Here is a 25,763-nt window from a genome sequence, read left to right on the forward strand (position 1 = left end):
TTCATGTTTCAAACATTCATTACAACGCACGGTCAAAATACAGAGCCACGCCGGAACGCTCGCTCATTGCCAACAAATAATCCATCAAATTTTGCGGCCATTGGATACCGCGCACAACGGTCAGGTTACGCAAAATAGGGAACGTCAGGATATCTTCCAAACTAATTTCTCCACCCAAGCCCTCGCCTTCGCACACCAGCGCTTCCAGTTCTGCCAAGTCTTGATGCAGACGCTCCAGATATTGCGCCGTTTTGTTCAGATTAGTCTCGAAATTTCCGATACTTTTCTCTTTTTTGTCGATAAAGTATTTTTTCGCTTCATCGGTCTCAAATTCGGGCAGGCCGATTTTGACCATGCGCGGCTGTACCAATTTATTATTGTATTCGCCCACTTTGTCCAACCAAGCCTGCACTTCTGGACGAACCTCTTCTTTCAGACGGCCTTGATCGATATAGCGGACAATATCCAAACTTTCGCCCATAAACGAACCGTCTTCTTTTTGCAAAATCGGCACTTGTTTTGAGCCAATCATGCCAATCGGCATGGCTTCGTCATCATTTGCCAAGACAACCTCTTCCACCGCCACATCACGCAAGCCGAAAATCATCCGCGCACGAACACAAAACGGGCAATGGTCGTAAATATACAGTTTCATTAAAAATCCTCCGAAAATGGGTTTGATTGGGCAAAGGCCGTCTGAATGCCTCACGCAAAAGGATTATCCTGCCAAATATCTTTGGAAACCATATCTGATAACGTGTTTATACGGCCGGGATATATGCAGTATTGTCTCCGGGCAGTATAACCGATGTTGAAATTTCCGTCGGATACACGACATCAGCGGCTGTCTCTGCTGAAATTTCACCTGCCAACTCATTGTAAATTCCTTTGTCGTTTTGGAAATCAATATCGGCAACCTTACGCCTTTCCCCGTTTTCCAAAACCACTTCTGATTCAAATAATATTTTATTATCGGCTTCATCTTTCAGATTGATTTTTGCAAAATCCAAAGAGATCGACTGGATATCCCAGTCGGACAATAGAGAAAGCTCTCCTTCCTCCGTTTTCCCGTTACTGTTTTCGTCATGCCAGATTCTTAGCTCGCCCCACAATTCATCATATTGATTAATGATATTATTATTGTCGCTGTCCAAATCTTTCAAAGCTTCTACGCCGTTTTCTGCGCGCTTGCCGTCAGACATAACTGTTGCCTCACCAAACATCTCCGTTCCGTCGTTTACCATGCCGTCTCCATTTTTATCCCAAACCAAAAAACCGCTGCCTTTTTTGAGCCAAGCCGTCTGTTCGGCCATCCCGTCGCCATCCATATCAAAACTCACTCCATCCTCCACCGAAGTCGTGAGCAACTCTTCTCCATACAGCTCGATAGCAAGAGGAGTATGGTAATTTTTGGCAATTTGGTCAAAATTCTGCTGAAGATTATCCACTCCGCCCTGCAAATCAAGTGAAATATTGGCTTTGTTCAGTAAATCCTGCAAAGCTTTCAAAGCTTCGTTTTCATTATGAATTTCTTTGCCTTTTCCTGATGCCTGTTCAGATTTTTGCTGTTCGACCAAAGTAGCCAAGCGGTTCACTGCATTGGAATGAAGCCTACTGGCTGAAGTAATCAGTGCCGCATACGCACTTTTTGAGTAATTTACTAAATTATCGTTGAAGCTGACACTCTTGCCCGCGCTGCCGATACCGAATTCAATCGCCCCCTGCTTTCCGCCTGAAGAATAATATAACGCTGTTCTTGCAGCCGTCGTTACCGTACCGTCTGCCAAACGGCTGTTGGCAGGTACAAATACCACCATCAGCGTAGGATTTCCACGCGCCATCATCGGCATCAGACTAAGCGGCATATTTGGATCGGTTTTCTGAAAGCGAACCCGCTCGTCACCTACGCCAAACAGTCTGTTGGGATGGTCAGGCGCTGCTTCATCCATTCCTGATTGCAGAATTTTTTGCTTTTCGGCCGGAGTTTTACCGTTTAGCAGGTTTGGATTGGTTTCCTCAAGGAATATAGATTTCGCCCATGTCCAATAAGTATGGCTGGGCTGGCCGCTGGGGTTTTGGGTTTTCATTTTATGGGCAAAATAATCAACAGCCTGTTGCTGGTTCATCGCCTTGATTGCTGCCGTATCCGATCCGTATTTGGTTTCTTTGGGATTGTTCCGCAAATCAAACTGAAAACGGTTGTATTCGGCTTTTCCTTCTTCATACAAAAGACGGCGGGCATACTCATTTGCAGTAAGGTTTTTTGTTGGATTTCTCTCATCAGCAAGATCTAGTCTATAAAGAGTATCAGAAATACCATGCTCGATTTCATGGGCATAATCAGAAGCCGTAAGATAATCTTTTCCAAATACCATCTCACGGTATTCAATGTCTCCTTTTAATTTTCTCGTTGTATAAGTGGCTGGAACATGATGATCGACACGAATACTTGATAGCCCCCATTTATTGATAAAAATATGAGTCTTTTGCATAATAACATTATCCCGCATGATGCTATCAATCTCCTTTTTAGGCATGCCCATGCGAATAAAATGCTGCCGGATTTGTGCATTTTGAACTGTTGCCATAATAATTCTCCTATTAATTGTTAGAGTAAATTTTTAATTTTAATTGGTGATAAAATAATTTTTTTCATATTGAATATAAGATATTTCCTTGCTACATCTCATATTTTCTTGGTTATCATGCATAAAGTATAGAGATACACTATCTTTAATAGACAATCTTGCATGAAAATCCTTAATATGACCGTTGTTGTCAATAGCCTCTAATGATTTTTCAAAACTTACAGCAGAATCAGAACAAAGTATAGGCCTAAACATTGGATGCAAAGCAATTCTTGGCAGGGGCAAATCCTCGGGATAACGGTTGTCAGGAAACAGCGAACGGTAATGCTTTAAATAATCAGGCGTTGCTTCGATTTCTAAAAAAGTGCTGCCGTCGTAGTTGGTCTGATGCACTACCGTAAAGCCGTCGGTCGGCCGTTTTAGCTTACGCCGCCTGTGTTTGAGCCATTTCTGCCGCTCTGCCTTGTCTTTCCATCTGAGTACCGCCTGTTTTTCTCCGTCAGGCCGCAAACGGCCGGAAAGCCGCACATAGCGCCGGTACACGGGAATCTGCCACTTTTTCGCTAAATCTTCAGGCGGCATATCAAGCAAACAGGTGCTGCGCAGCGTGCCTGCCATCTGCCTGAACAAACTCTCGAAGCTATTTACAGGATAAAGCTGCTCGCAGCCCGTTGCGTCATCCGCATATGCTTGAGAAACAGAGACCGTCTGAATGCCGCTATCAGCATGAGACAAAATGGGCAGCAACATGGCCGGCCACAGCAAAGCAGCTAAAAATTTCACACTCATCTCCTTCTTGATAAAAATTATTACTTGCTTTGATATTATTCCCAATATTTTTTCACTGCAAGCACATTTACACGCTAATTGTTTGTTTTATTTTGATGTTTATATGTTATTGCAAGTTGGGTAGCCCAGGCCGTCTGAAACAAGGCTTCCTGAAACATAGTGCCGCATTCGCATACAAATCTAGGGCTGTCGGCAATAAACTGTTACAATGGCAACGTTTTTATCAAAAAGAAAAAACGCACGCCATGACCACTATTCGCCAAACGCCCCAAACATCGAGTGCAACGCTGGAAGGCCTCCTCGCTTGGTTCGACGGCTATGTTGCCGCGCTGCCTGATCCCGATAAAAACCTAATTCAGACGGCCTTTGACCTGTCTAAAGAACATTATCCTGCCGATGCCCTAACGACTTACGGCGAGCCTTTAATGGAACATTTTCTCGGCTCGATGCAAATCGTCAGCGAACTCGACTTATTGCCCGATGCCGTGGCGGCTACGATTTTGTCCGACATCGGCAAATACGTTCCCACTTGGCGCGAATTGGTTACCGAACGCTGCAACAGTACCGTTTGCGAGCTGGTCAAAGGCGTGGACGAAGTACAGAAACTGACCCAATTCGCACGCGTGGACAGCCTTGCCACGCCGGAAGAACGCGGCCAACAGGCCGAAACCATGCGCAAAATGCTGTTGGCGATGGTTACCGATATCCGCGTCGTCCTGATCAAACTGGCGATGCGTACGCGCACCCTGCAATTTTTAAGCAACGTTCCCGACAATCCTGAAAAGCGCGCCGTTGCCAAAGAAACCCTCGACATTTTTGCCCCGCTCGCCAACCGCTTGGGCGTGTGGCAACTCAAATGGCAGCTCGAAGATTTGGGCTTCCGCCATCAAGAGCCGGAAAAATACCGCGAAATCGCCCTACTTTTGGACGAAAAACGCACTGAGCGCCTCGAATACATCGAAAACTTCCTCAATATCCTGCGTACGGAACTGAAAAAATACAATATTCATTTTGAAGTTGCCGGAAGACCGAAGCACATCTACTCCATTTACAAAAAAATGGTGAAGAAAAAGCTTACTTTCGACGGTTTGTTCGACATCCGCGCCGTACGGATTTTGGTGGACACCATTCCCGAGTGTTACACCACGCTGGGCATTGTCCACAGCCTCTGGCAGCCGATTCCGGGCGAGTTTGACGACTATATCGCCAACCCGAAAGGCAACGGCTATAAAAGTTTGCACACCGTCATCATCGGCCCGGAAGACAAAGGCGTGGAAGTCCAAATCCGCACCTTCGACATGCACCAATTCAACGAATTCGGTGTTGCCGCCCACTGGCGTTATAAAGAAGGTGGCAAGGGTGATTCCGCCTACGAACAGAAAATCGCCTGGTTGCGCCAACTCCTAGACTGGCGCGAAAACATGGCTGAAAGCGGCAAAGAAGACCTTGCCGCCGCCTTTAAAACCGAGCTGTTTAACGATACGATTTATGTTTTGACCCCACACGGCAAAGTCCTCTCCCTGCCTACGGGCGCTACCCCCATCGACTTTGCCTATGCCCTGCACAGCAGCGTGGGCGACCGTTGCCGCGGTGCAAAAGTTGAAGGACAAATCGTGCCGCTGTCCACGCCTTTGGAAAACGGTCAACGCGTTGAAATCATTACCGCCAAAGAGGGAAATCCTTCCGTCAACTGGCTCTACGAAGGCTGGGTCAAATCCAACCGCGCCATCAGCAAAATCCGTGCCTATATCCGCCAGCAAAATGCAGATACCGTGCGCGAAGAAGGCCGCGCCCAGTTGGACAAACAGTTGTCAAAAATCTTCCCCAAACCCAATCTGCAAGCATTGGCGGAAAAACTCGGCTTCAAAAAAACCGACGAACTCTATACGGCCATCGGTCAGGGCGAAGTTTCCAACCGCGCCATCCACAAAGCCTGCGGCGCGCTGAATGAACCGCCTCCCGTGCCGATTGATGAAACCAATATCGTCAAGCAGTCCAAAATCAAAAAAGGCGGCAAAAACGGCATTTTGATTGACGGCGAAGACGGCCTGATGACCACGCTTGCCAAATGCTGCAAACCGGCACCTCCTGACGATATTATCGGCTTCGTTACACGCGACCGCGGCATTTCCGTCCACCGCTGCACCTGCCCTTCTTTCCGCCACCTTGCCGAACAGGCGCCGGAAAAAGTCTTGAATGCCAGCTGGGCAGCCTTGCAAGAAGGACAAGTGTTTGCCGTCGATGTCGAAATCCGCGCCCAAGACCGCTCCGGTTTGCTGCGCGACGTTTCGGATGCACTGGCGCGTCATAAACTCAACGTTACCGCAGTGCAAACCCAATCGCGCGATTTGGAAGCCAGTATGCGCTTTACCCTTGAAGTCCGCCAAGTCAACGACCTGCCGCGCGTATTAGCCAGTCTGGGCGACATCAAAGGCGTTTTAAGCGTAACGCGCTTGTAGTTCTAACTCACCAAGCAAATCCAAAGGCCGTCTGAAAGCAACTTTTTCAGACGGCCTTTTAAGTTTTTAACACACCAATATCTCAACGCTTCAACTTATCTTTCTTAAAAAGTCAGCCGCAGCCTTAGCCGCTTCAATATATAACCCCCTCTTCTATCCTTACAACCAGTCGTTATTTCCTACCGGCATCATTCTCAGGCAAACTTATTATCCTCATGATAAACAAGATATTTCCAATTTAAGAGAGCCTCATGAATACACGAGATTTGTACCCTCACGAGATTTTGCAGGAAGCCATCGGCAAGAGCTGCGCCAAGTCTGAGTTCAGCATCAAAATGTTGGTGATTTTGAGTTTTTTAGGCGGCGGCTATGTCGGCTTCGGCTATCTTGCCTGCCTGCGCGTCATCAGTGGCATTCCGGCCGAATGGAACGGCCTAGCCGCCCTTTTGGGCGCGTCCGTATTCCCGATTGCACTGATTTGTATCTTAATCGGCGGCGGCGAGCTGGCAACAGGCAATATGATGATTATGGCTTTGGGCCGATTGACCGGCCGCGTCAGCACTTACAAACTGGTACGCAACTGGCTCATCGTCAGCTTGGGCAATCTGGCAGGCGCCGTTGCCATGGCCTATTTCCTCGGCCACTATGTCGGCCTGGCAGAGGGAGCGGCTGCGGCTAAAACCATTGCCATCGCCGAAGCCAAAGTTAATATGGACTTTGGCCGTGCATTCGTCTCCGCTATCGCATGTAACTGGATGGTGTGCATGGGTATTTGGTTCTATTTCGGTTCACGCCATACTTCAGGCCGCATTTTGGCAACTTGGTTTCCGGTCATGATCTTCGTGTTAATCGGTTTCCAACACTTTGTTGCCAATATGTTCATCATTCCGGCCGGTATTTGGGCGGGTGCAAATGTCAGCTGGGGTCAATTTTTCTACAATATGATTCCTGTCTTCTTAGGCAACGTCCTCGGCGGATCGTCTTTTGTTGCCGCTTTCTATCTTTTCGCTTATAAACATTTGTTAAAAGACGATTTTTCTATTTAGTTCAAGCTGACTCACTACCCCGTATTCATCAAAAATACGGGATAGTGCCGTTATCAGGCCGTCTGAACGGCTCGTTTCTGTCGCATAATTACGCTTTTACTCTGCGTAACGTTTCATTTATAGGAAAGATAGTTTCATTGTCTTTCCTTTTCTCCAATTTAAGATAATTTTTGCAATCTTTTGTTTTCAAATGACTTCCCCTCAAAAGCGCTACGATTTTTCATAAAGCCCGTGTTCCGTACTTTGCAAAACAAAAAATTTACTGTATTCTGAATTTAATTATTTACAATTTAATATGGATTGGTTACATATCCTATTGTATTTGAAAATAATTTATCCTGACTCTCTCGTGAAAAACAGGATTTTTAAGCTGTATTTTTATTAGAAAAAAGTTTGGGTACGAATTGTTTGCAATTTCAAAACCCGTATTTATAAGTTAGATGAGGAATAAGTACATGAATCCCATGTATATCACTTTCGCGATCTATTTGGTCGCCGTATTACTGATCGGCCTGGCCGCCTATTTTTCAACACGAAACTTCGATGACTACATCCTCGGCGGCCGCAGCTTGGGTCCGTTCGTGACCGCGATGTCTGCCGGTGCTTCCGATATGTCAGGCTGGCTTTTGATGGGCTTGCCAGGTGCCATTTACCTGAGCGGTTTGAATGAAGCTTGGATTGCCATTGGTCTGATTGTAGGTGCATACCTCAACTGGCTTTTGGTCGCAGGCCGTCTGCGCGTACATACCGAATACGCCAACAACGCGCTGACGCTTCCTGATTACTTCTTCCACCGCTTCGGTGCCGGCGGTCACTTGATGAAAGTGGTTTCTGCACTGATTATCTTGTTCTTCTTCACTATTTACTGTGCTTCAGGCATCGTAGCCGGTGCTACCCTATTCCAAAGCCTGTTCCACGATCTGTCTTACACTCAAGCCATGTGGCTGGGTGCCGGCGCAACCATCGCCTACACTTTCTTGGGCGGTTTCTTGGCCGTAAGCTGGACCGATACCCTGCAAGCTTCTTTGATGATTTTTGCATTGGTACTGACTCCTATAATGGTGTATTTGGGTTTGGGCGGTGCAGATCAAATGAATGCGGCCATCCAACAAGTTGCCGCCTCTACCGGTAAAGAATACGGCAGCCTGTTTGCCGGTACTACTTTCATCGGCATTATCTCTACCGCCGCTTGGGGCTTGGGCTATTTCGGCCAACCACACATTTTGGCCCGTTTCATGGCTGCCGAAAGCGCTAAATCTCTGGTTTCTGCACGCCGTATCGGCATGACTTGGATGATTCTGTGTATGGCCGGTGCTGTGGCTGTCGGCTACTTCGGTATCGCCTACTTCGGTGCCAACCCTGCTCACGTTGAAGAAATGAACGGCAACCACGAACGTATCTTCATCGCTTTGGCTACCCTGCTCTTCAACCCTTGGATTGCCGGTATCATCTTGAGCGCGATTCTCGCCGCCGTAATGTCCACTCTGTCTTGCCAATTGTTGGTTTGCTCCAGCGCGATTACCGAAGACTTCTACAAAGGCTTCCTGCGTAAAAAAGCACAACAAGCCGAGTTGGTATGGATTGGCCGTCTGATGGTTTTGGCGATTGCCGTGATTTCCATCCTGATTGCTTCTGATCCTAACAGCAAAGTATTGGGCTTGGTGGCTTACGCATGGGCAGGTTTTGGTGCCGCATTCGGTCCGGTTGTTATCCTGTCTGTACTGTGGAAACGCATTACTGCCTACGGCGCACTCTCCGGCATGATTGCAGGTGCACTGACTGTAGTAGTTTGGGCTGAGTGGATCAAAAAACCTGCTTTAGCCGCACAAGAAACAGGTTTCGCTACTGTCTATGAAATCGTTCCCGGCTTCATCGCTTGTTTCCTCGTGATTGTTTTGGTGTCCCTGATCGACAAAAAACCTTCACGCGAATTGCAAGAACGTTTCGAAAAAGCAGACGCAGAATACCGCGCTTCTAAATAAGACGTTTTCAGACGGCCTGCATGATTCGGTGCAGGCCGTCTTTACGAAATAAACTGTTTCAAAATAATCTGAGCCTTATCAGAAAAAACAGCAATTTATGCGGATACATCTTGTATCCGCATCATAATTTTATTACGATATTACTATCCTTCAGAATGTCTGTTTTAGCAGTCTTAAAGTCAGGCCGTCTGAAACCATGAAAAAAACCTTTGGAGAACATAAATAATGTTTAACTTCGCTTTTCCAACACAAACTCCTCTGCGCCAAGCTGTAACTGATGCCTACCGCCGCGATGAAATCGAAGCCGTTCAGGATATGTTGCAACGTGCACAGATGACCGACGAAGAGCGCAATGCTGCCTCCGAGCTTGCCCGTCGTTTGGTTACTCAAGTCCGCTCCAGCCGCACCAAAGCAAGCGGCGTAGATGCCTTGATGCACGAGTTCTCTCTCTCCAGTGAAGAAGGTGTTGCACTGATGTGTCTGGCCGAAGCCCTGCTGCGTATTCCGGACAATGCCACCCGCGACCGCCTGATTGCCGATAAAATCTCCGAAGGCAACTGGAAAAGCCACTTGAACAACAGCCCTTCCCTCTTCGTTAACGCGGCTGCATGGGGTCTGTTGATTACCGGCAAACTAACCACCAACACTTCTGAAAAAAACATGGGTTCTGCACTGAGCCGCATGATCAGCAAAGGTGGCGCGCCTCTGATCCGTCAAGGTGTGAACTACGCAATGCGCCTGTTGGGCAAACAGTTCGTAACCGGCCAAACCATTGAAGAAGCGCTGCAAAACGGTAAAGAGCGCGAGAAAATGGGTTACCGCTTCTCTTTCGATATGTTGGGTGAAGCCGCATACACCGAAGAAGATGCCAACCGCTACTACAACGACTACGTTCAAGCCATTCATGCCATCGGTAAAGATGCCGCAGGCCAAGGTGTTTACGAAGGCAACGGTATTTCCGTTAAACTTTCCGCCATCCACCCACGCTACTCACGCGCCCAACACGAACGCGTGATGAGCGAACTGTTGCCGCGCCTGAAAGAATTGTTCCTTTTGGGTAAAAAATACGATATCGGTATCAACATCGACGCCGAAGAAGCCAACCGTCTCGAATTATCTTTGGACTTGATGGAAGCTTTGGTTTCAGACCCTGACTTGGCCGGCTACAAAGGTATCGGTTTCGTTGTTCAGGCCTACCAAAAACGTTGCCCGTTCGTTATCGACTATCTGATCGACCTGGCCCGCCGCAACAACCAAAAACTGATGATCCGTTTGGTTAAAGGCGCATACTGGGACAGCGAAGTGAAATGGGCTCAAGTAGACGGCATGGAAGGCTATCCGACTTACACCCGTAAAGTCCACACCGACATCTCCTACCTCGCCTGCGCACGCAAACTCTTGGATGCGCAAGATGCCGTGTTCCCACAATTTGCCACCCACAACGCCTACACTTTGGGCGCAATCTACCAAATGGGTAAAGGCAAAGACTTCGAACACCAATGTCTGCACGGCATGGGCGAAACCCTGTACGACCAAGTGGTCGGCCCGCAAAACTTAGGCCGCCGCGTACGCGTGTATGCCCCGGTCGGTACACACGAAACCCTGCTTGCCTACTTGGTACGACGCCTGTTGGAAAACGGTGCGAACTCTTCTTTCGTAAACCAAATCGTTGACGAAAACATCAGCATCGACCGCCTGATTAAGAGCCCGTTCGACACCATCGCCGAACAAGGCATCCACTTGCATCCGGCATTGCCTCTGCCGCGCGATTTGTATGGCAAAGGCCGTCTGAACTCCCAAGGCGTCGATTTCAGCAACGAAAACGTATTGCAAAACCTGCAAGAAAAACTCAACCAAGCTTCTTCCGAAGACTTCCACGCCGCGTCTATCGTCAATGGCGAAGCGCGTAACGTGGGCGAAGCTCAACTCGTCCGCAACCCTGCAGACCACAACGATGTTGTCGGCACTGTCAGCTTTGCCGATGCGGCATTGGCTCAAGAAGCCATTGGTGCAGCCGTTGCCGCCCTGCCGGAGTGGGGCGCCAAACCTGCTTCAGAACGCGCCAACTGCCTGCGCCGTTTTGCCGATTTGTTGGAACAACACACGCCTGCATTGATGATGCTGGCCGTCCGCGAAGCCGGTAAAACCTTGAACAACGCCGTTGCCGAAGTACGTGAAGCCGTTGACTTCTGCCGCTACTATGCCAACGAATCTGAAAACACCCTGCCTAAAGATGCCAAAGCTGTCGGCGCAATCGTTGCCATCAGCCCATGGAACTTCCCATTGGCCATCTTTACCGGCGAAGTGGTTTCTGCATTGGCAGCCGGTAACACCGTTATCGCCAAACCTGCCGAACAAACCAGCCTGATTGCTACTTACGCCGTTTCCCTGATGCATCAAGCCGGTATTCCGACTTCTGCACTGCAACTCGTACTCGGCGCAGGCGATGTCGGCTCTGCCTTGACCGGCGATGCCCGCATTGGCGGCGTGATCTTCACCGGTTCTACCGAAGTAGCGCGCCTGATTAACAAAGCACTGTCCAAACGCGACGACAACCCTGTCCTGATTGCTGAGACCGGTGGTCAAAACGCGATGATTGTGGACTCTACCGCCCTGCCGGAACAAGTCTGCCTCGACGTATTGAACTCTGCCTTCGACAGCGCTGGCCAACGTTGTTCCGCTCTGCGTATCTTGTGCGTTCAAGAAGATGTTGCCGATAAAATGGTCAACATCATCAAAGGCGCAATGGACGAATTGGTTGTCGGCAAACCGACCCAACTGACCACAGACATCGGCCCTGTCATCGATGCAGAAGCCCAACAAAACCTGTTGGCCCACATCAACCGAATGAAAGGCGTAGCGAAGGCTTACCACGAAGTCAAAACTGCTGCCGACGTTGATAGCAACAACTCTACTTTTGTTCGTCCAATCCTGTTTGAATTGAACAACTTGAACGAGTTGCAACGCGAAGTGTTCGGTCCTGTATTGCACGTTGTCCGCTACCGCGCCAGCGAATTGGATCAACTCATCGACCAAATCAACGCCAAAGGCTATGCTTTGACCAGCGGTGTACACAGCCGTATCGAAGGCACTGTCGACCATATCCGCGACCGCATCGAAGCCGGTAACATCTACGTCAACCGCAACATCGTTGGTGCCGTTGTCGGCGTACAACCTTTCGGCGGTCACGGCTTGTCCGGTACCGGTCCAAAAGCAGGCGGTTCATTCTATCTGCAACGCCTGGTTCGTACTCCTGAATGGGTTGCCCCAACCCTCAGCCGAATCGGTCAAGCAGACGAAGACGCACTCAAACGTTTGGAAACCCTGGTTCACAAACTGCCGTTTAACGCAGAAGAGAAAAAAGCCGCAGCCGCAGCTTTGGGTCACGCCCGCGTCCGTACCCTGCGCAAAGCCGAAACCGTATTGGTCGGCCCGACCGGCGAACGCAACTCATTGAGCTGGCGCTCTCCAAAACGTGTTTGGGTACATGGCGGCAATCTGCTGCAAGCCTTCTCTGCCCTGACCGAGCTGGCAGCCGCAGGCATCCAAACAGTTGTTGAGCCTAACAGCCCGTTGGCTTCCTACTCAGCCGATTTGGACGGTTTGTTGCAAGTCAACAGCAAACCTGAAAACGCAGGCATCAGCCATGTTGCCGCTATCGAGCCTTTGAGCAGCGAGCGCAAACAAGAGTTGGCCGGCCGCGACGGTGCGCTCATCCGCATCCTGCCTTCCGAACAAGGTCTGGACATTCTGCAAGTATTTGAAGAAATCTCTTGCAGTATCAATACTACCGCTGCTGGTGGTAACGCCAGCCTGATGGCAGTTGCCGACTAATCGTAGCCAAATCAAAGGCCGTCTGAAATTCAGACGGCCTTTTTTATGTTTTTTTATTTACATTTTTGCCGGATATTCGCACAAATCGTTAATCAAACATTTGCTGCATTGCGGTTTCAAAGCCTTACACGTGTAGCGGCCATGCAAAATCAACCAGTGATGGGCATCCATCAAAAACTCTTTGGGAATAAAGCGCATCAGCTTGTCTTCAACTTCGCGCACATCCTTGCCCGGAGCAATTTTGGTACGGTTGGAAACGCGGAAAATATGGGTATCGACCGCCATAACAGGTTGCCCGAATGCAGTATTCAGCACCACATTGGCTGTTTTACGGCCAACACCGGGCAAAGATTCCAAAGCCTCGCGGTCAGCAGGTACTTCGCCGTTGTATTTCTCCAGCAAAATACGACAAGTCTGCATGATGTGTTTAGATTTGGTTTTGTAGAGGCCTATGGTTTTGGTGTATTCCATCACGCCGTCCAGCCCCAAATCCAACATGGCTTGCGGCGTATTGGCAACGGGAAAGAGTTTGGCAGTCGCTTTGTTCACGCCGACATCAGTTGCTTGTGCAGACAATAAAACGGCAATCAGCAGCTCAAACGGCGAGCTGAAATTCAACTCGGTAGTCGGATGAGGATTGGCAGCGCGGAAACGCTCGAAAATTTCTTGGCGGATTTGTTTGTTCATTATTTGGATTATTTTTTTATTGGCGCAGCAATTATAGTGAAATCATGCTAATACGGCTACTTCAAGTAAAACAAGGCCGTCTGAAATTGTTTTCAGACGGCCTGATTTTATAAAAGCATTGCTATTTTAAATGCTGTTTACTTCTTACTCAAAGTCAGCCCTGTCCAGCCGAACACCAGCGTCAGAGCCAAGCTCAAGTAGCAGAAGAAGGCATAAGGCAGGTATTCCCAAACAGGCACGCCCAAGGCATGGCTGATAAATACGCCGCAGACGCTCCAAGGCACTAACGGGTTGATGACCGTACCCGCATCTTCAAGCGTACGGGCAAGGTTGCGCGAATGCAGACCAAGCTTGTCATAAACCGGCTTAAAGGTTTCGCCGGAAAGCAGGATACTCAAATATTGCTCGCCAATCAGGAAGTTGACGCCGACCGATGTCATGGCCACGCTGAAAGTAGCGCGTCCGGCATTGGTCAGGAACGCACGAATGGCTTCCAGCAAAGACGGAATCACACCAATGCTGAACAACAGGCCACCCAAGCTCATGCCGAGTATCACAATGGTTTGCGTAAAGAACATGCTTTCCAAGCCGCCGCGAGAAATCAAACGGGCAATGTCTTTAAATGCTTCGCCTTCGAGTTTGTATCCGCTGTAAAACCACGCGCCCAGCTGTTTCAAATCAGGCGTACTGTGGAAGTAAGTCACAATCAGCGCCACCACAACGGTAAACAACATAGCCACAATGGCATTTACGCGCATCAGGGCAAGGATAACCAGTAAGGCAAACGGAATCAGCGAGTAGGCATGCACCAAACCGGTTGCTTCCAATTGCGCGCGAAAAGCTTCGACGCTGTTCATGTCATGCGCGGCAACATTGGGCAAGAGCCACAACATCAACGCCGCACTGATCAACCACGCAGGCACAGTGGTGTACATCATGTTTTTGATGTGCTCGAACAAATCAATGCCGACAATCGAAGCAGAAATACCGGTCGTATCGGAAAGCGGCGACATTTTATCGCCGAAGAACGCACCCGACACAATCGCGCCTGCCGTCATCGCCATATCGGCATGAAACGCAGCCGCCATACCCATAAATGCCACACCGACAGTCGCACAAGTCGTCAAACTACTGCCGATGGAAATACCGATGATCGAGCAAAGCGCAAACGCTGAGAAGTAAAAATAAGTCGGCGAAATCAATCCGAAACCGTAATACATCAGCGTCGGAATCGCACCGCTCATCATCAGCGCGCTGACCATCAGACCGATAAAGAAAAACAGATAAATCGCACCCATGCCCTGCCCGACCGCGCCTATCATACCGTTTTGCATATCTTGATATTTCAAGCCGCGCATCAAACCGTACAACAGCAAGACCACAATCGCCGTCACAATCGACATATGCGGCAGCCATTCAAGCGAAATAATCGTGTAACCCATTGCCGCCACCAAAGCCAAGGCCACAGCGATGGCCTCAAAGCGCGGCATATTAAGTAAGGATTTGAAAGCAAACATTGTTCTTTGCCTTTTTAATAAGTATTTAACAGATTTTAGCATAACAGGCCGTCTGAAACCCGATTTTCAGACGGCCTGCCTGTTATTTTATAAAAACAGCTTCAGTAAAACTGCGACACTTTCTTTAAAATATATTAAATTATTAACATTAAATACTTTAAAATAAATGAAATTTTATTGCTTTTTAAAACGTCCATCATGCAAAAATGCCACCACCTGCTCAACCGTTTTACGGTTAAACAGCATACCGCTATGGCTGATAGGCAAAACGACATGATCGCGCATATTCGGACAATGCGTTTCGCTGACCAAAACCGTACCATCATGTTCGCCATGCAAACCTAAAACACGGCCCAGTCCATACGGTTTATTGCCGGCAATACTGCCCAACTCAACACCCTTTGGCAATTCAGGAATACCGCCGTCCAATGCGCCTTTATACGAGCCGCCCAATACAGGCTTTTGCAAACCCATATTGAACACACGCTGCGCGGCACGGCTGCCTTGGTGTGGCGTACCCATTGTAACGATACGGCCGCTGACTTTATCCGGATATGCCGCCGCAAAATTGCGTAAGACCAACCCGCCCAAACTATGGCCGACAAAGTGCAGCGTTTCATCAGCATGGTTCTCATCAATCCATCGCGCCAAATCTTCAATATGTCGGTTCATCGAATGCAAAACACTGTAATAATCGAACAGAGCAACTTCAAAACCTTCTTGTTCCAGCAAATACGCCAGCGGTCTCATGACCCACGAATGCATGTGCAAGCCATGCAGCAAAATGATTTTGGCCATTTTTTCCTCCTGTCATTTAAATCATTATGCCACAAAGTAAAAAGGCCGTCTGAAATCCCATAAGGTTTCAGACGGCCTTTTATCATGATGAATTATTCGTCAGCTTTGTAGCCTTTTATAGCAAAGAAGACGATGTATACGTAACAAATCGCTGATACAACGAAAGAAATCATCAGACCTTGAGTATCCGCTACCCAACCTTGTACCACAGGCACAATCGCACCGCCGACAATCGCAGTACACAATACGCCGGAAGCGCTGCTGGTGAATCGGCCAAGACCTTTGGTTGCCAAAGAGAAAATCGTTGGGAACATGATGGAATTGAAGAAACCGATGGCCAACAATGCCCACATCGCAACATCTGCACTGGCTTTACCTGCCAACATAGCTACGCCCAACAGGACAACAGCAGCGGTAGCATTGAATGCCAAATAGCGGTTAGGCGCAATTTTCGCCATGATGGCAGAGCCTAAGAAGCGACCAACCATCGCGCCGCCCCAGTAGAACGACAGATATTTTGCAGCAGATGCGTGGTCCAAACCTTTCAGGTAACCCAACACGTTGACCAACAAAGAACCGATAGATACTTCTGCACCAACATAACAGAAAATACCGGCCGCACCAAAAATCAAGTGGCGGTATTGCCATACGCTGTGTTTACCATCATGGTTGTGTTCACTCTCTTCTTCAGCAATTTTGTTTGCATCAGGCAGACGAATCATTTTGACGAACACAGCCAAAATAATCAGCAAACCTGCCAAACCCAAATATGGAATTTGAACAGAAGAAATTTGCTCGGCTTTGCTGACAGTTTGTGTCGCATCAGCCAAAATCAGGAATGCCCCGATTTGCGGAGCAATGGTCGTACCCAAAGAGTTGAATGCCTGAACCAAAGTCAGTGTTGCAGATTCTTTACCTGGTTTGGACAGCAGGGTCACATAAGGGTTACCCGCCACTTGCAACAGCGTTACACCTGAAGCCAAAATGAACAGCGCACCCAAGAAAGTAGGATAAGAATGGCTGCCGGCGGCAGGATAGAACAACAGACAGCCGATGGCAGTCAATACGAAACCGCCGATTACACCGTTTTTATAGCCGATTTTGCCGACCAAATAACCCATAGGGATCGACATAATCGCGTAAGCGGTAAAGAAACAGAATTGAATCAGCATCGCCTGAACATAAGTCAGTTCGAAAATATCTTTCAGGTGCGGAATCAAAATATCGTTCATGCAGGTAATGAAACCCATCATGAAGAAGAGTGTGGTCAGAACGACCAGCGCAGGAGTATGATTTTGTTGTGAATGCGCAGACATGATTTGCCTTTCGTTTTGTTAAGATTCGCTGGAAAAATGAGCTTAAATCAGTTCATTAAACTTAACACCCATTAACAGCCGCCCGTATCATACTGATAATCCGTCACTTTGAAAACTATTTTCTAACAGCCGACTACATTATCCTTCAGCCGTTTAATTGTAAAAAATTTAATAATATTGGATTTATCTTTTAATAGATTAAAAAAATAAAGGCATAATCTTCTTATTAAGCTTGTTATTTCTTTTTTACAATACTCATTGATACAACTCAAAATATGCCCCCTCTTTACGCTTACCTTGCCCTGATTGCTTCTGCCTTCACTTCTGCCACACTACTTCCGGGTACATCCGAGGCGGCATACGCCGCATTTGTGTACCAATATCCGCAACATGCCCTCGGAGCATGTTTATGTGCCGGTTTGGCGAATGGCTTGGGCAGTATGGTTTCGTATTACATGGGCAGAATGTTTCCGTCCAAGAAAAGGCCGTCTGAAAAAGTATTGGCGCGTATACAAAGATGGGGAATTTGGCCGCTATTATTTGCATGGTTGCCGATTATCGGCGATGCCCTCCCCCTTGCCGCAGGCTGGCTCAGGCTTAATGCTTTGCATTGCGCCATCATTCTGATTGCAGGCAAACTGCTGCGCTATGCCATGATTTATTGGGGAATGAACGCAGTTGCCGGATAAGTTTCCACAGTCAAAAATAAAGGCCGTCTGAATGATTCAGACGGCCTTTGCCTTTAATTCAACAATTACAAGACTTTCACAATGCTTTCGCACAGGTAGTCAATATTGTCATCGGTAATGCCGGCGACGTTGATGCGGCCGGAACGGACGGCATAAATGGCAAACTCATTTTTCAAACGGTCAACTTGTTCGGGAGTCAGACCACTGAAAGAGAACATACCGTTTTGTTCAATAATGAAATCAAAGTCTTGAGTTGCGCCTTTTGCTTTGAGCAACTCGACAAATTTTTGGCGCATGGCTTTGATGCGGCCGCGCATTTCATCGAGTTCGGCAATCCATTGTGCTTTCAAATCATCATTTTTCAACACCAGCGCAATGGTGTTCGCACCGTGTGAAGCCGGGTTGGAATACAAGGTACGGATGATGGTTTTGACTTGGCTGTGGGCGCGGGCTGCTGTTTCTTCATCTTCGGCCACCAAAGTGAACGCGCCGACGCGCTCGTTGTACATACCGAAGTTTTTGGAATAAGAGCTGGCAATCAGCAATTCTGTATTGTGTTTCAAGAACACGCGCAAGCCGTAGGCATCTTCTTCCAAGCCATTGCCGAAGCCTTGATAAGCAAAGTCAAACAGTGGCAACCAGCCTTTTTCGGCAGAAAGTTTTGCCAACGTTTCCCATTGTTCAGGCGTAGGGTCGATACCGGTAGGATTGTGGCAGCAGCCGTGCAGCAGGACGATGTCGCCTTTTTGCGCTTGGCTCAAGTCTTCAATCATGCCGTCCCAATCCAAACCGTGTTTGGCAGCATCATAGTAGCGATAAGGTTTGTCTTGGATACCGACCGCTTTGGCGATGGCGTTGTGGTTAGGCCAAGTCGGATTGGAAATCCAAATGGTTTGCGCGTTCAACTGGCGTTTGGCAAATTCGGCCGCAATGCGCAATGCGCCTGTACCGCCAAGGCTTTGTGCTGTTTTGGCGCGACGGCTGGCGATGATTTCATGGTCTTTGCCAAACAGCAGAATTTGGGTTTGCTCGTTGTAGTCGGCAACGCCGTCGATGGTCAGGTAGTTTTTGGTTGTTTCGCTTTCCAACAGGCGTTTTTCAGCCTCTTTGACGGCTTTGACAATAGGCGTCGCGCCGGATGCGTCTTTGTACACGCCGATACCGAGATTGACTTTCTCCGGACGGGTTTCGGCTTTAAACGCCTCGCCCAAACCTAAAATCGGATCAGCAGGAGCAGCTTCGATATGCTTGAAGAACATGATTTTTCTCTTTACAAGTAGTAAAACGGTTGAAAAAATACAAACTTAGTACGATTTTACGCCGTTTCAGGCCGTCTGAAAACGGATTATTACAGGGTTTTAACGCAAGATTGCCAACAAATCCAAAGGCATGGCAATACGAAAATCGGCAAGCCAGTTTTTGGTTTGGTCTTCGGCAGAAATATAGCCCCAATCGGCAAGCACGGTTGTCATGCCTGCATTTTTGCCTGCCTGCATATCGCGCTCTGCATCGCCGACATAAAAACATCGCTGCGCCTCAACGCCAATCTGTTCGCACGCATAAAACATAGGCTTCACGCTGGGCTTGGATTCATCGCATGTATCGCCACTGACAATGACGGCAGGAGACACGGTAAACCCGAGCTTAGGCACGAGGACATCGGTAAAACGCATGGGCTTATTGGTAATAATGCCCCATTGGATACCGCGTTGAACTAAGGCCTCCAGCATTTCATTTACGCCGTCGAACAAGATGGTTTGATCGGCATAACAGCGGCTATATTCATCCAAAAACTCTTTGCGCCATTGCATATAGTCCGGATGATCGGGCGTAATGCCTGCACCAAGCTTGAGCAAACCGCTCGCACCATGGCTGGCCTGCGGACGGATTTCATCCATGCTTTTTTCTGGCAAACCGTGTCGGCGCAATACCGTGTTAAGCGCGCCACCCAAATCGAGTGCGGTATCGGCAAGCGTGCCGTCAAGGTCAAATAATATGGCTTGGGTCATAAGTGTTCCTTTGATGATTTTAGAAGGCCGTCTGAACAATCCAACAAGTTTCAGACGGCCTGAATATGGTTAATGGTGATAGCAAAGATTTAAACATCTAAACCGCATTGCTTTAATTTTTTACGCGCAATGCTTTTCTGTTCTTCTGTGAACAACGGTGACCATCGTTCTTGGAGAATTAAATACTCCATGCTGATTTTTAATCCTTTTTCTTGGCCTGCAAGGTATAGTTCTCCTAAGCCTTGGCTAATATCTGGCGAAGCCAGTAATTTATCGGCTGCAGCCTTACCACCCAACTCATCTACCATTTGCTTAAACCGCGTAGCCCTATAAGGTGTCGGTAATTTCTTTGCCAAATCATAAATTTCTAACATAGCATGATGAAAATCTGCCTCTAATTGTTTCTTATCCATTTTTTCCTCCTTATTCATTATGGTGTTCGTGCATTTCCTGCGAACACAAAACTTCATCTTTATGCGGATGCTGTTCGCTTTCAATCTGAATCGTACAATGCCTGATGTTGTGATGCGCCAATTCATGTTCGATGCGGTAGGCGATTTGTTCGGACTCTGCAACCGTCATGTTGCCATCTACGACAATATGGCAGGACAAAACGTGGATATTGCTGGCAATCGTCCAAACATGCAAGTCGTGAACGGATTTTACGCCTTCCGTATTGCGGATAACGCTGAGCAACTCATCGGTATGGATGTTTTCCGGCGCGCCTTCCATCAAAATGTGCAAAGTCTGTTTAAACAGCTTCCAGCCGCTGCGCCCTACCAAAGCCGCCACCAATACGCTGGCAACCGTATCCGCCCATTGCCAACCATACACCATCATCAGTACCGCTGCGACAATCGCCCCTATCGAGCCGAATAAATCGCTGATTACGTGCAGATACGCGCCGCGCATATTGACGTTTTCTTCGGTATCGCCATTTTTCAACATATAAACGGCGACGCCGATGTTGACCAGCAAACCGATGATACTGACCACCAACATGCCGCCCGTCAAAATTTCCGGCGGATAAAACAATCGTTTGACTGCTTCATAAAAAATCATCGCCGCAATCAACACCAGCGACAATCCGTTAAACATCGCCGTCAAAATTTCAAAACGCTTATAACCGAATGTCTTTTGCAGCGTGGTCTGTTTCTCGCCAAGCTTGAATGCCCATAATGCCACGCCCAGAGAAAACGCATCGCTGAACATATGCCCCGCATCGGAAAGCAGAGCCAAAGAGTTGGTCAGCCAGCCGCCGACCGCCTCAACCAGCATAAATCCGGCAATGATGAAAAAGGAAATACGCAATACCTGCTTATTGGCGGTATGCGTGTGCGCATGCGAATGATCGTGATGATGTGCCATGATAATTTTACCGTTTCAGACGGCCTTTTTATCCTGTTTCAAACTTTTCTCAAAATCTTCCAACATATCCAGCTCGAAACGGCTGAATCCTGCGCGTTCCCGTGCTTCGATATTGACGTAGCCGCGGAAGATAAACATATCGTAACGCGCAATCAGGCTGCGGAACAAGGCAACCGGTTCCAAACCGCGCTCACGGCAAAGATGCTGATACCAATGATTGCCGATGGCGACATGCCCTACTTCATCGCGATAAATAATATCCAACACATCGCAGGTTTCCACATCGCCACGCTGTGCCACTTTTGCACGAATACCCGGCGTGACATCCAAACCGCGCGCTTCCAACACCCGCGGCACCAAAGCCATGCGTAACAAGGGATCGTAAGCGGTTTTATACGCCATGTCCCACAAATGCCCGTGCGCTTCAAAATCGCCGTAATCGTAGCCCAAGCTGTTCAGACGGCCACGCATCAAGCCGAAGTGAAACACTTCTTCTTTCGCCACCCTTACCCAATCGCACACAAACTGAAACGGCATATTGCGGAAACGATACGCCGCATCCAAAGCCAGATTAATCGCATTAAATTCAATGTGCGCAATCGCATGCAACATGGCCGCATAGCCTTCGACCGTATTCATCTTGCGCGGCGTAACCTCCGAAGGCGCAACCAAACGTGGACGCAACGGATGTCCGGCAAAACGGCAATCCACAGGTTTTGACTCATCAACCGTCAAACCTTCCGCCTCGCCCAACTGCGCAAACAAGGCCTGTGTCAACCTTCCCTTTTCATCCGGATTGTCCGACAGCAAAGCCTGTTCCAATAAAGGATAAGGATTCAGATACATACAAAACCATTGTTTTAAAAAGACAAATATTATAACCGTTTTAAAAAGCAAACAGAAAGACTATAATTTCAAGCTTTCCGTCAAATGACATTAAATACCACACCAAACCATTGTGTGCTTCATTAAAAAAACGTCAAAACCAAATACAGGCCGTCTGAAGAAATGAAATTATTTCAGTCACTTGATTGGATTTTTCATATTTACACAAATTAAACCCTCCATTCAACCCCTTGCCTGTTACACCATAACGTCTATACTGAACCCATCTCTCCGAACAAGGAATCAAAACATGAAAACTACCCGACTGTTCACACTGACCGCTGCCGCGCTGCTTTCTTCAGCCATCGGCTTTGCACAAGCCGGCGCAGTGGACGCCCTGAAAAAATTCAATAATGACGCCGACGGTATCAGCGGCAACTTCAGCCAAACCGTTCACAGTAAAAAGAAAACCCAAACCACATACGGTACATTCAAAATCCTGCGCCCGGGTTTGTTCAAATGGGAATACACCAAACCCTACAAACAAACCATCGTCGGCGACGGCAAAACCATTTGGCTCTATGACGTAGATTTGGCGCAAGTAACCAAATCCTCACAAGACCAAACCATCGGCGACAGCCCTGCCGCCATCCTCTCCAACAAAACGGCATTGGACAGCAGCTACACGCTGAAAGAAGACGGTTCTGCCAACGGTATCGACTACGTTTTGGCTACACCTAAGAAAAACAACGCCGGCTATCAATACATCCGCATCGGTTTCAAAGGCGACAACCTCGCCGCCATGCAGCTGAAAGACAGCTTCGGCAACCAAACCAGCATCAGCTTCAGCGGTTTGAACACCAAGCCAAACCTTTCCAGCGGTATGTTCAAATTCACGCCTCCTAAAGGCGTGGATGTCTTAAGCAACTAAGCTTCTAATGAAACACAAAGGCCGTCTGAACAACAGACGGCCTTTTATTTAGTTCAATTCAAAATCAAACACACTGTTACTTTTGACCTTGAATGGCAGCGGCAATTTTTTCTGCGCCTTTTTTCGCCCAGTCTGCCTGCTTGGCTTCCACCATCACGCGTACGACAGGCTCGGTACCGGATGCGCGCAAGACCACGCGGCCTTTGCCTTCGAGTTCTTTTTCCACTTCAGCCAAAGCCTCTTTGGAAGCGTCCTGCCAGTTTTGGCCTTTTTTGATGTGGACGTTGATCATGGTTTGCGGATACGGCTGCCAATCGGCGCAAACGGTGGCAAGGTCTTGATTCAAGGTTTGCAGTGCGGCCAAAACTTGCAGCGCGGAAATGATGCCGTCACCGGTATTGTGTTTGTCCATGCACAAAATATGGCCGCTGGCTTCGCCGCCAATCAACCAACCGCGTTGATGGAGCTGTTCCAACACATAGCGGTCGCCCACTTTGGCGCGGCAGAAATCAACACCCTGCTCTTTCAAAGCAACTTCCATCGCCATATTGGTCATCACCGTACCCACCACGCCGCCGATCTCCACGCCTTCGTGCGCGCGTGCTTTGGCAATCACATAAATCAAGCTGTCGCCGTCATACACTTTGCCATTGCGGTCAACCATCATCAAACGGTCGCCATCGCCATCCAAGGCAATGCCGTAATCGGCTTCATTTTGCAACACAGCCGCTTGCAGAGCTTTCGGATGGGTCGCACCACATTTCTCATTGATATTGTAGCCGTTTGGCTCATCACCGATACTAACCACTTGCGCACCCAACTCGTGGAATACTTTAGGCGCAACTGCATAGCCTGCACCATTGGCGGTATCGACCACCAATTTCAGACCGCGCAAATCCAAATGACTTGGGAAAGTGGATTTACAGAACTCGATATAGCGGTCATCCGCACCATTAATCCGGCGCGCACGGCCCAAACGGCTGGACGGCTGGGTTTTCATTTCCTCATCGATTTTGGCTTCGATTTCCAACTCGATTTCATCGCTCAGCTTCACACCACCTTCGGCAAAGAATTTAATGCCGTTGTCGGAATAAACGTTATGGGAAGCAGAAATCATCACACCGGCAGACAAACGCAAAGCACGGGTCAGATACGCTACGCCCGGGGTTGGCAGAGGGCCGGTTTGAATAACATTGACACCGGCGGCAGTAAAGCCGGCGATCAGCGCGGCTTCCAGCATATAGCCTGAAATACGCGTGTCTTTACCGATCAAGACGGTTGGTTTGATTTCGCCTTCGTGCTGCACCAAAACCTGACCTGCCGCATAGCCTAATTTCAGGACAAAATCAGGATTGATAGGAAACTGACCGACTTCGCCACGCACACCGTCAGTACCGAAATATTTTTTTGCCATGAGATAACTCCGTGATTGTTTTGTCGTATGTGAATATGGTTGAACTTCTTTAAAAGAATCTTGATTGTATTCGAAGGCCGTCTGAATCTTTCAGACGACCCTTGATCATGAGAATAATTTACTACTTCAGTATTATAGCAAGATCCAGATTTCCTGCACAAAAAAAGCGCATCCTTTTGCAGAATGCGCTTCCTATTCGAGATTCAAAATCAAATCTTAGAATTTAGCACCAGACTGATTAGCCATGTAATCAACTGCAGCTTTCACTTCATCATCGCTCAGGCTACCGTTACCACCTTTGGCAGGCATTGCGTTAAAGCCTTCGAGTGCGTGTTTGTGTAGGGTGTCTTTACCTTGTTTGATACGAGGAGCCCAGTCTTCTTTTTTACCTACATGAGGAACACCTGGAACTGCGCCGCCGTGACATGCTTGGCAGTTGGCTTCGTAAACTTTTTTGCCGTCTGCGCCACCGGCTGCTGGAGCTGCCGCACCTTTGTCATCTGCTTTGGCCGCATCTGCTTTAGGGGCTTCTGCAGGAGCTGCACCTTCAGCCGCCGGAGCTGAAGCGGTTTCACCGGAAGCGGCTGCATCGGCAGGAGCTGCGGCATCAGGATCAGGGAAAGTACCGCCGGCTTTGTTGGCCATGTAAGTAATGACGCGTTTCAATTCTTGATCGGTCAAATCAGCTGCACCGCCTTTGGCAGGCATTGCGTTGAAACCGTTCAAAGCGTGTTGGAACAAGGTATCAAAGCCTTGAGCAATGCGAGGCGCCCAATCGCCTTTGTTTTCAAATTTAGGCGCTTTGGGAACAATGCTGTCCGCTGCGTGACATTGAATACAGATTTTGTTGAAAATCTGATCGCCTTGACGCTCGCCGACTGGAATGCCGTCGCCCAATTTCAGTTGGCCGACTGGCTGGATACGGGTTTGAGTCGCAGCTTCGGTTGTTTCGGCAACATCGCCGAATGAACCGCTTCCCGCCAGTTTGATCAGGAAGTAAATCACTGCAATGACAATAACGATACCGCTCACAAGGGTGAACAATGCAGAGCCTTGGGCTTTGTGGTCGCGGAGTTGTTTCATTTGGTAGGCCTCGCCGTTAGGTTAGGTTGTGCTGTAAATTATAGTTTATGTGTTAAACGCAGTTAACAATATTTTGCTGGATTATACTGAATTCGCAAAGGCTTTCCAATCCATCTTGAGAAAAAGATACGCAAAAATCCTCAAAAGGCCATCTAAATTCTGCTAAGCCTTTGTAGTTAATTGATTATTCCAGCTATGCAAAAAGTGACCGCCAATGCCACTTTCAGACACTTTCAAGATAAACTTTGCCAATAAAGCCAATATGCGTTAACCTTACGGCTTTCGCACCCATAGCTCAGTTGGAAGAGTGTCAGTTTCCGAAGCTGGAGGTCACAGGTTCGATCCCTGTTGGGTGCGCCAATTATAAATAGGCCGTCTGAAAGATGAAAATTTTTCAGACGGCCTTTTGATTTACTTCAAATAAAACT

General features: G+C 48.2%; 20 protein-coding genes and 1 tRNA gene. 7 read left to right on the top strand and 14 right to left on the bottom strand.

The features are described from left to right. Positions 1-19: 19 nt before the first annotated feature. The 3 genes from grxB to ACTHTU_RS09290 all read right to left on the bottom strand — a co-directional run bounded on the left by grxB (position 20) and on the right by ACTHTU_RS09290 (position 3,377). Positions 20-655 carry a glutaredoxin 2 gene (grxB, locus tag ACTHTU_RS09280; RefSeq protein WP_440362377.1) on the bottom strand — a complete coding sequence of 212 codons (636 nt, stop codon included), beginning with the start codon at positions 653-655 and terminating at the stop codon, positions 20-22. A gap of 106 nt (positions 656-761) precedes the next feature. Next, the gene (locus tag ACTHTU_RS09285; protein WP_440362378.1) at positions 762-2,588 is read right to left on the bottom strand and encodes a hypothetical protein; all 1,827 of its coding nucleotides are present in this window, start codon (positions 2,586-2,588) and stop codon (positions 762-764) included. A gap of 39 nt (positions 2,589-2,627) precedes the next feature. Further along, positions 2,628-3,377 (bottom strand): hypothetical protein, encoded by a 750-nt coding sequence (locus ACTHTU_RS09290; RefSeq protein ID WP_440362379.1) that lies wholly within the window; start codon positions 3,375-3,377, stop codon positions 2,628-2,630. 245 nt (positions 3,378-3,622) lie between these two features. On the opposite strand from ACTHTU_RS09290, the gene ACTHTU_RS09295 reads away from it, so the two are divergent. The 4 genes from ACTHTU_RS09295 to putA all read left to right on the top strand — a co-directional run bounded on the left by ACTHTU_RS09295 (position 3,623) and on the right by putA (position 12,698). Further along, positions 3,623-5,836, top strand: coding sequence for a RelA/SpoT family protein (locus ACTHTU_RS09295; protein ID WP_440362380.1), 2,214 nt, complete (start codon positions 3,623-3,625; stop codon positions 5,834-5,836). A 251-nt stretch (positions 5,837-6,087) separates the two neighbouring features. Then, positions 6,088-6,882, top strand: a complete 795-nt coding sequence (locus ACTHTU_RS09300; protein ID WP_070583823.1) for a formate/nitrite transporter family protein — start codon at positions 6,088-6,090, stop codon at positions 6,880-6,882. Positions 6,883-7,337: 455 nt separating this feature from the next. Continuing rightward, a complete protein-coding gene (gene putP, locus ACTHTU_RS09305; protein WP_070583822.1) occupies positions 7,338-8,864 on the top strand; it encodes a sodium/proline symporter PutP in 1,527 nt (508 codons plus the stop codon). Between the two features lie 225 nt (positions 8,865-9,089). Next, positions 9,090-12,698, top strand: coding sequence for a bifunctional proline dehydrogenase/L-glutamate gamma-semialdehyde dehydrogenase PutA (gene putA / locus ACTHTU_RS09310; protein WP_440362381.1), 3,609 nt, complete (start codon positions 9,090-9,092; stop codon positions 12,696-12,698). 57 nt (positions 12,699-12,755) lie between these two features. Here the strand turns inward: putA and nth are convergent, their stop codons facing one another. From nth to ACTHTU_RS09330, 4 genes are all read right to left on the bottom strand, one after another. Beyond that, positions 12,756-13,385: an endonuclease III gene (gene nth, locus ACTHTU_RS09315; RefSeq protein ID WP_003685196.1), complete on the bottom strand. Its 630-nt coding sequence runs from the start codon at positions 13,383-13,385 to the stop codon at positions 12,756-12,758. A gap of 137 nt (positions 13,386-13,522) precedes the next feature. Beyond that, positions 13,523-14,902, bottom strand: a complete 1,380-nt coding sequence (gene nhaC / locus ACTHTU_RS09320) for a Na+/H+ antiporter NhaC (protein WP_283121699.1) — start codon at positions 14,900-14,902, stop codon at positions 13,523-13,525. 174 nt (positions 14,903-15,076) lie between these two features. Continuing rightward, entirely contained in the window at positions 15,077-15,700 is a 624-nt protein-coding gene (locus ACTHTU_RS09325) for an alpha/beta fold hydrolase (protein ID WP_293205324.1), read from the bottom strand. Between the two features lie 92 nt (positions 15,701-15,792). Next, positions 15,793-17,016 (bottom strand): sugar MFS transporter, encoded by a 1,224-nt coding sequence (locus tag ACTHTU_RS09330; protein ID WP_070583818.1) that lies wholly within the window; start codon positions 17,014-17,016, stop codon positions 15,793-15,795. Positions 17,017-17,291: 275 nt separating this feature from the next. Between ACTHTU_RS09330 and ACTHTU_RS09335 the strand changes: the two genes are divergently transcribed. Beyond that, positions 17,292-17,705 (top strand): YqaA family protein, encoded by a 414-nt coding sequence (locus ACTHTU_RS09335; RefSeq protein WP_049331084.1) that lies wholly within the window; start codon positions 17,292-17,294, stop codon positions 17,703-17,705. Between the two features lie 65 nt (positions 17,706-17,770). On the opposite strand, the gene ACTHTU_RS09340 is transcribed toward ACTHTU_RS09335, so the two are convergent. The 5 genes from ACTHTU_RS09340 to ACTHTU_RS09360 form a co-directional block, all read right to left on the bottom strand. Then, positions 17,771-18,964, bottom strand: coding sequence for an amino acid aminotransferase (locus ACTHTU_RS09340; protein WP_070588069.1), 1,194 nt, complete (start codon positions 18,962-18,964; stop codon positions 17,771-17,773). 99 nt (positions 18,965-19,063) lie between these two features. Continuing rightward, positions 19,064-19,714, bottom strand: a complete 651-nt coding sequence (locus tag ACTHTU_RS09345; RefSeq protein WP_440362382.1) for an HAD family hydrolase — start codon at positions 19,712-19,714, stop codon at positions 19,064-19,066. 89 nt (positions 19,715-19,803) lie between these two features. After that, positions 19,804-20,127 (bottom strand): hypothetical protein, encoded by a 324-nt coding sequence (locus ACTHTU_RS09350; RefSeq protein ID WP_440362383.1) that lies wholly within the window; start codon positions 20,125-20,127, stop codon positions 19,804-19,806. A gap of 10 nt (positions 20,128-20,137) precedes the next feature. Continuing rightward, on the bottom strand, positions 20,138-21,082 hold the full coding sequence (locus ACTHTU_RS09355; protein ID WP_440362384.1) for a cation diffusion facilitator family transporter: 945 nt from the start codon (positions 21,080-21,082) through the stop codon (positions 20,138-20,140). Positions 21,083-21,097: 15 nt separating this feature from the next. Then, complete coding sequence (locus tag ACTHTU_RS09360) at positions 21,098-21,928, bottom strand: ferritin-like domain-containing protein (RefSeq protein ID WP_128581330.1); 831 nt, start codon at positions 21,926-21,928, stop codon at positions 21,098-21,100. 289 nt (positions 21,929-22,217) lie between these two features. Between ACTHTU_RS09360 and lolA the strand changes: the two genes are divergently transcribed. After that, the gene (gene lolA / locus ACTHTU_RS09365) at positions 22,218-22,838 is read left to right on the top strand and encodes an outer membrane lipoprotein chaperone LolA (protein WP_036493771.1); all 621 of its coding nucleotides are present in this window, start codon (positions 22,218-22,220) and stop codon (positions 22,836-22,838) included. Positions 22,839-22,914: 76 nt separating this feature from the next. Here the strand turns inward: lolA and glmM are convergent, their stop codons facing one another. Together glmM and ACTHTU_RS09375 are read right to left on the bottom strand one after the other, a co-directional pair. Then, positions 22,915-24,252: a phosphoglucosamine mutase gene (gene glmM, locus ACTHTU_RS09370; protein WP_070646694.1), complete on the bottom strand. Its 1,338-nt coding sequence runs from the start codon at positions 24,250-24,252 to the stop codon at positions 22,915-22,917. Between the two features lie 216 nt (positions 24,253-24,468). Next, positions 24,469-25,335 carry a c-type cytochrome gene (locus ACTHTU_RS09375; protein WP_128581331.1) on the bottom strand — a complete coding sequence of 289 codons (867 nt, stop codon included), beginning with the start codon at positions 25,333-25,335 and terminating at the stop codon, positions 24,469-24,471. A gap of 284 nt (positions 25,336-25,619) precedes the next feature. On the opposite strand from ACTHTU_RS09375, the gene ACTHTU_RS09380 reads away from it, so the two are divergent. Continuing rightward, a tRNA-Arg gene (locus tag ACTHTU_RS09380) sits at positions 25,620-25,695 on the top strand. Positions 25,696-25,763 lie beyond the last annotated feature (68 nt).

Source organism: Neisseria sp. P0020.S005 (assembly GCF_051957055.1).
GTDB classification, from domain to species: domain Bacteria; phylum Pseudomonadota; class Gammaproteobacteria; order Burkholderiales; family Neisseriaceae; genus Neisseria; species Neisseria subflava_A.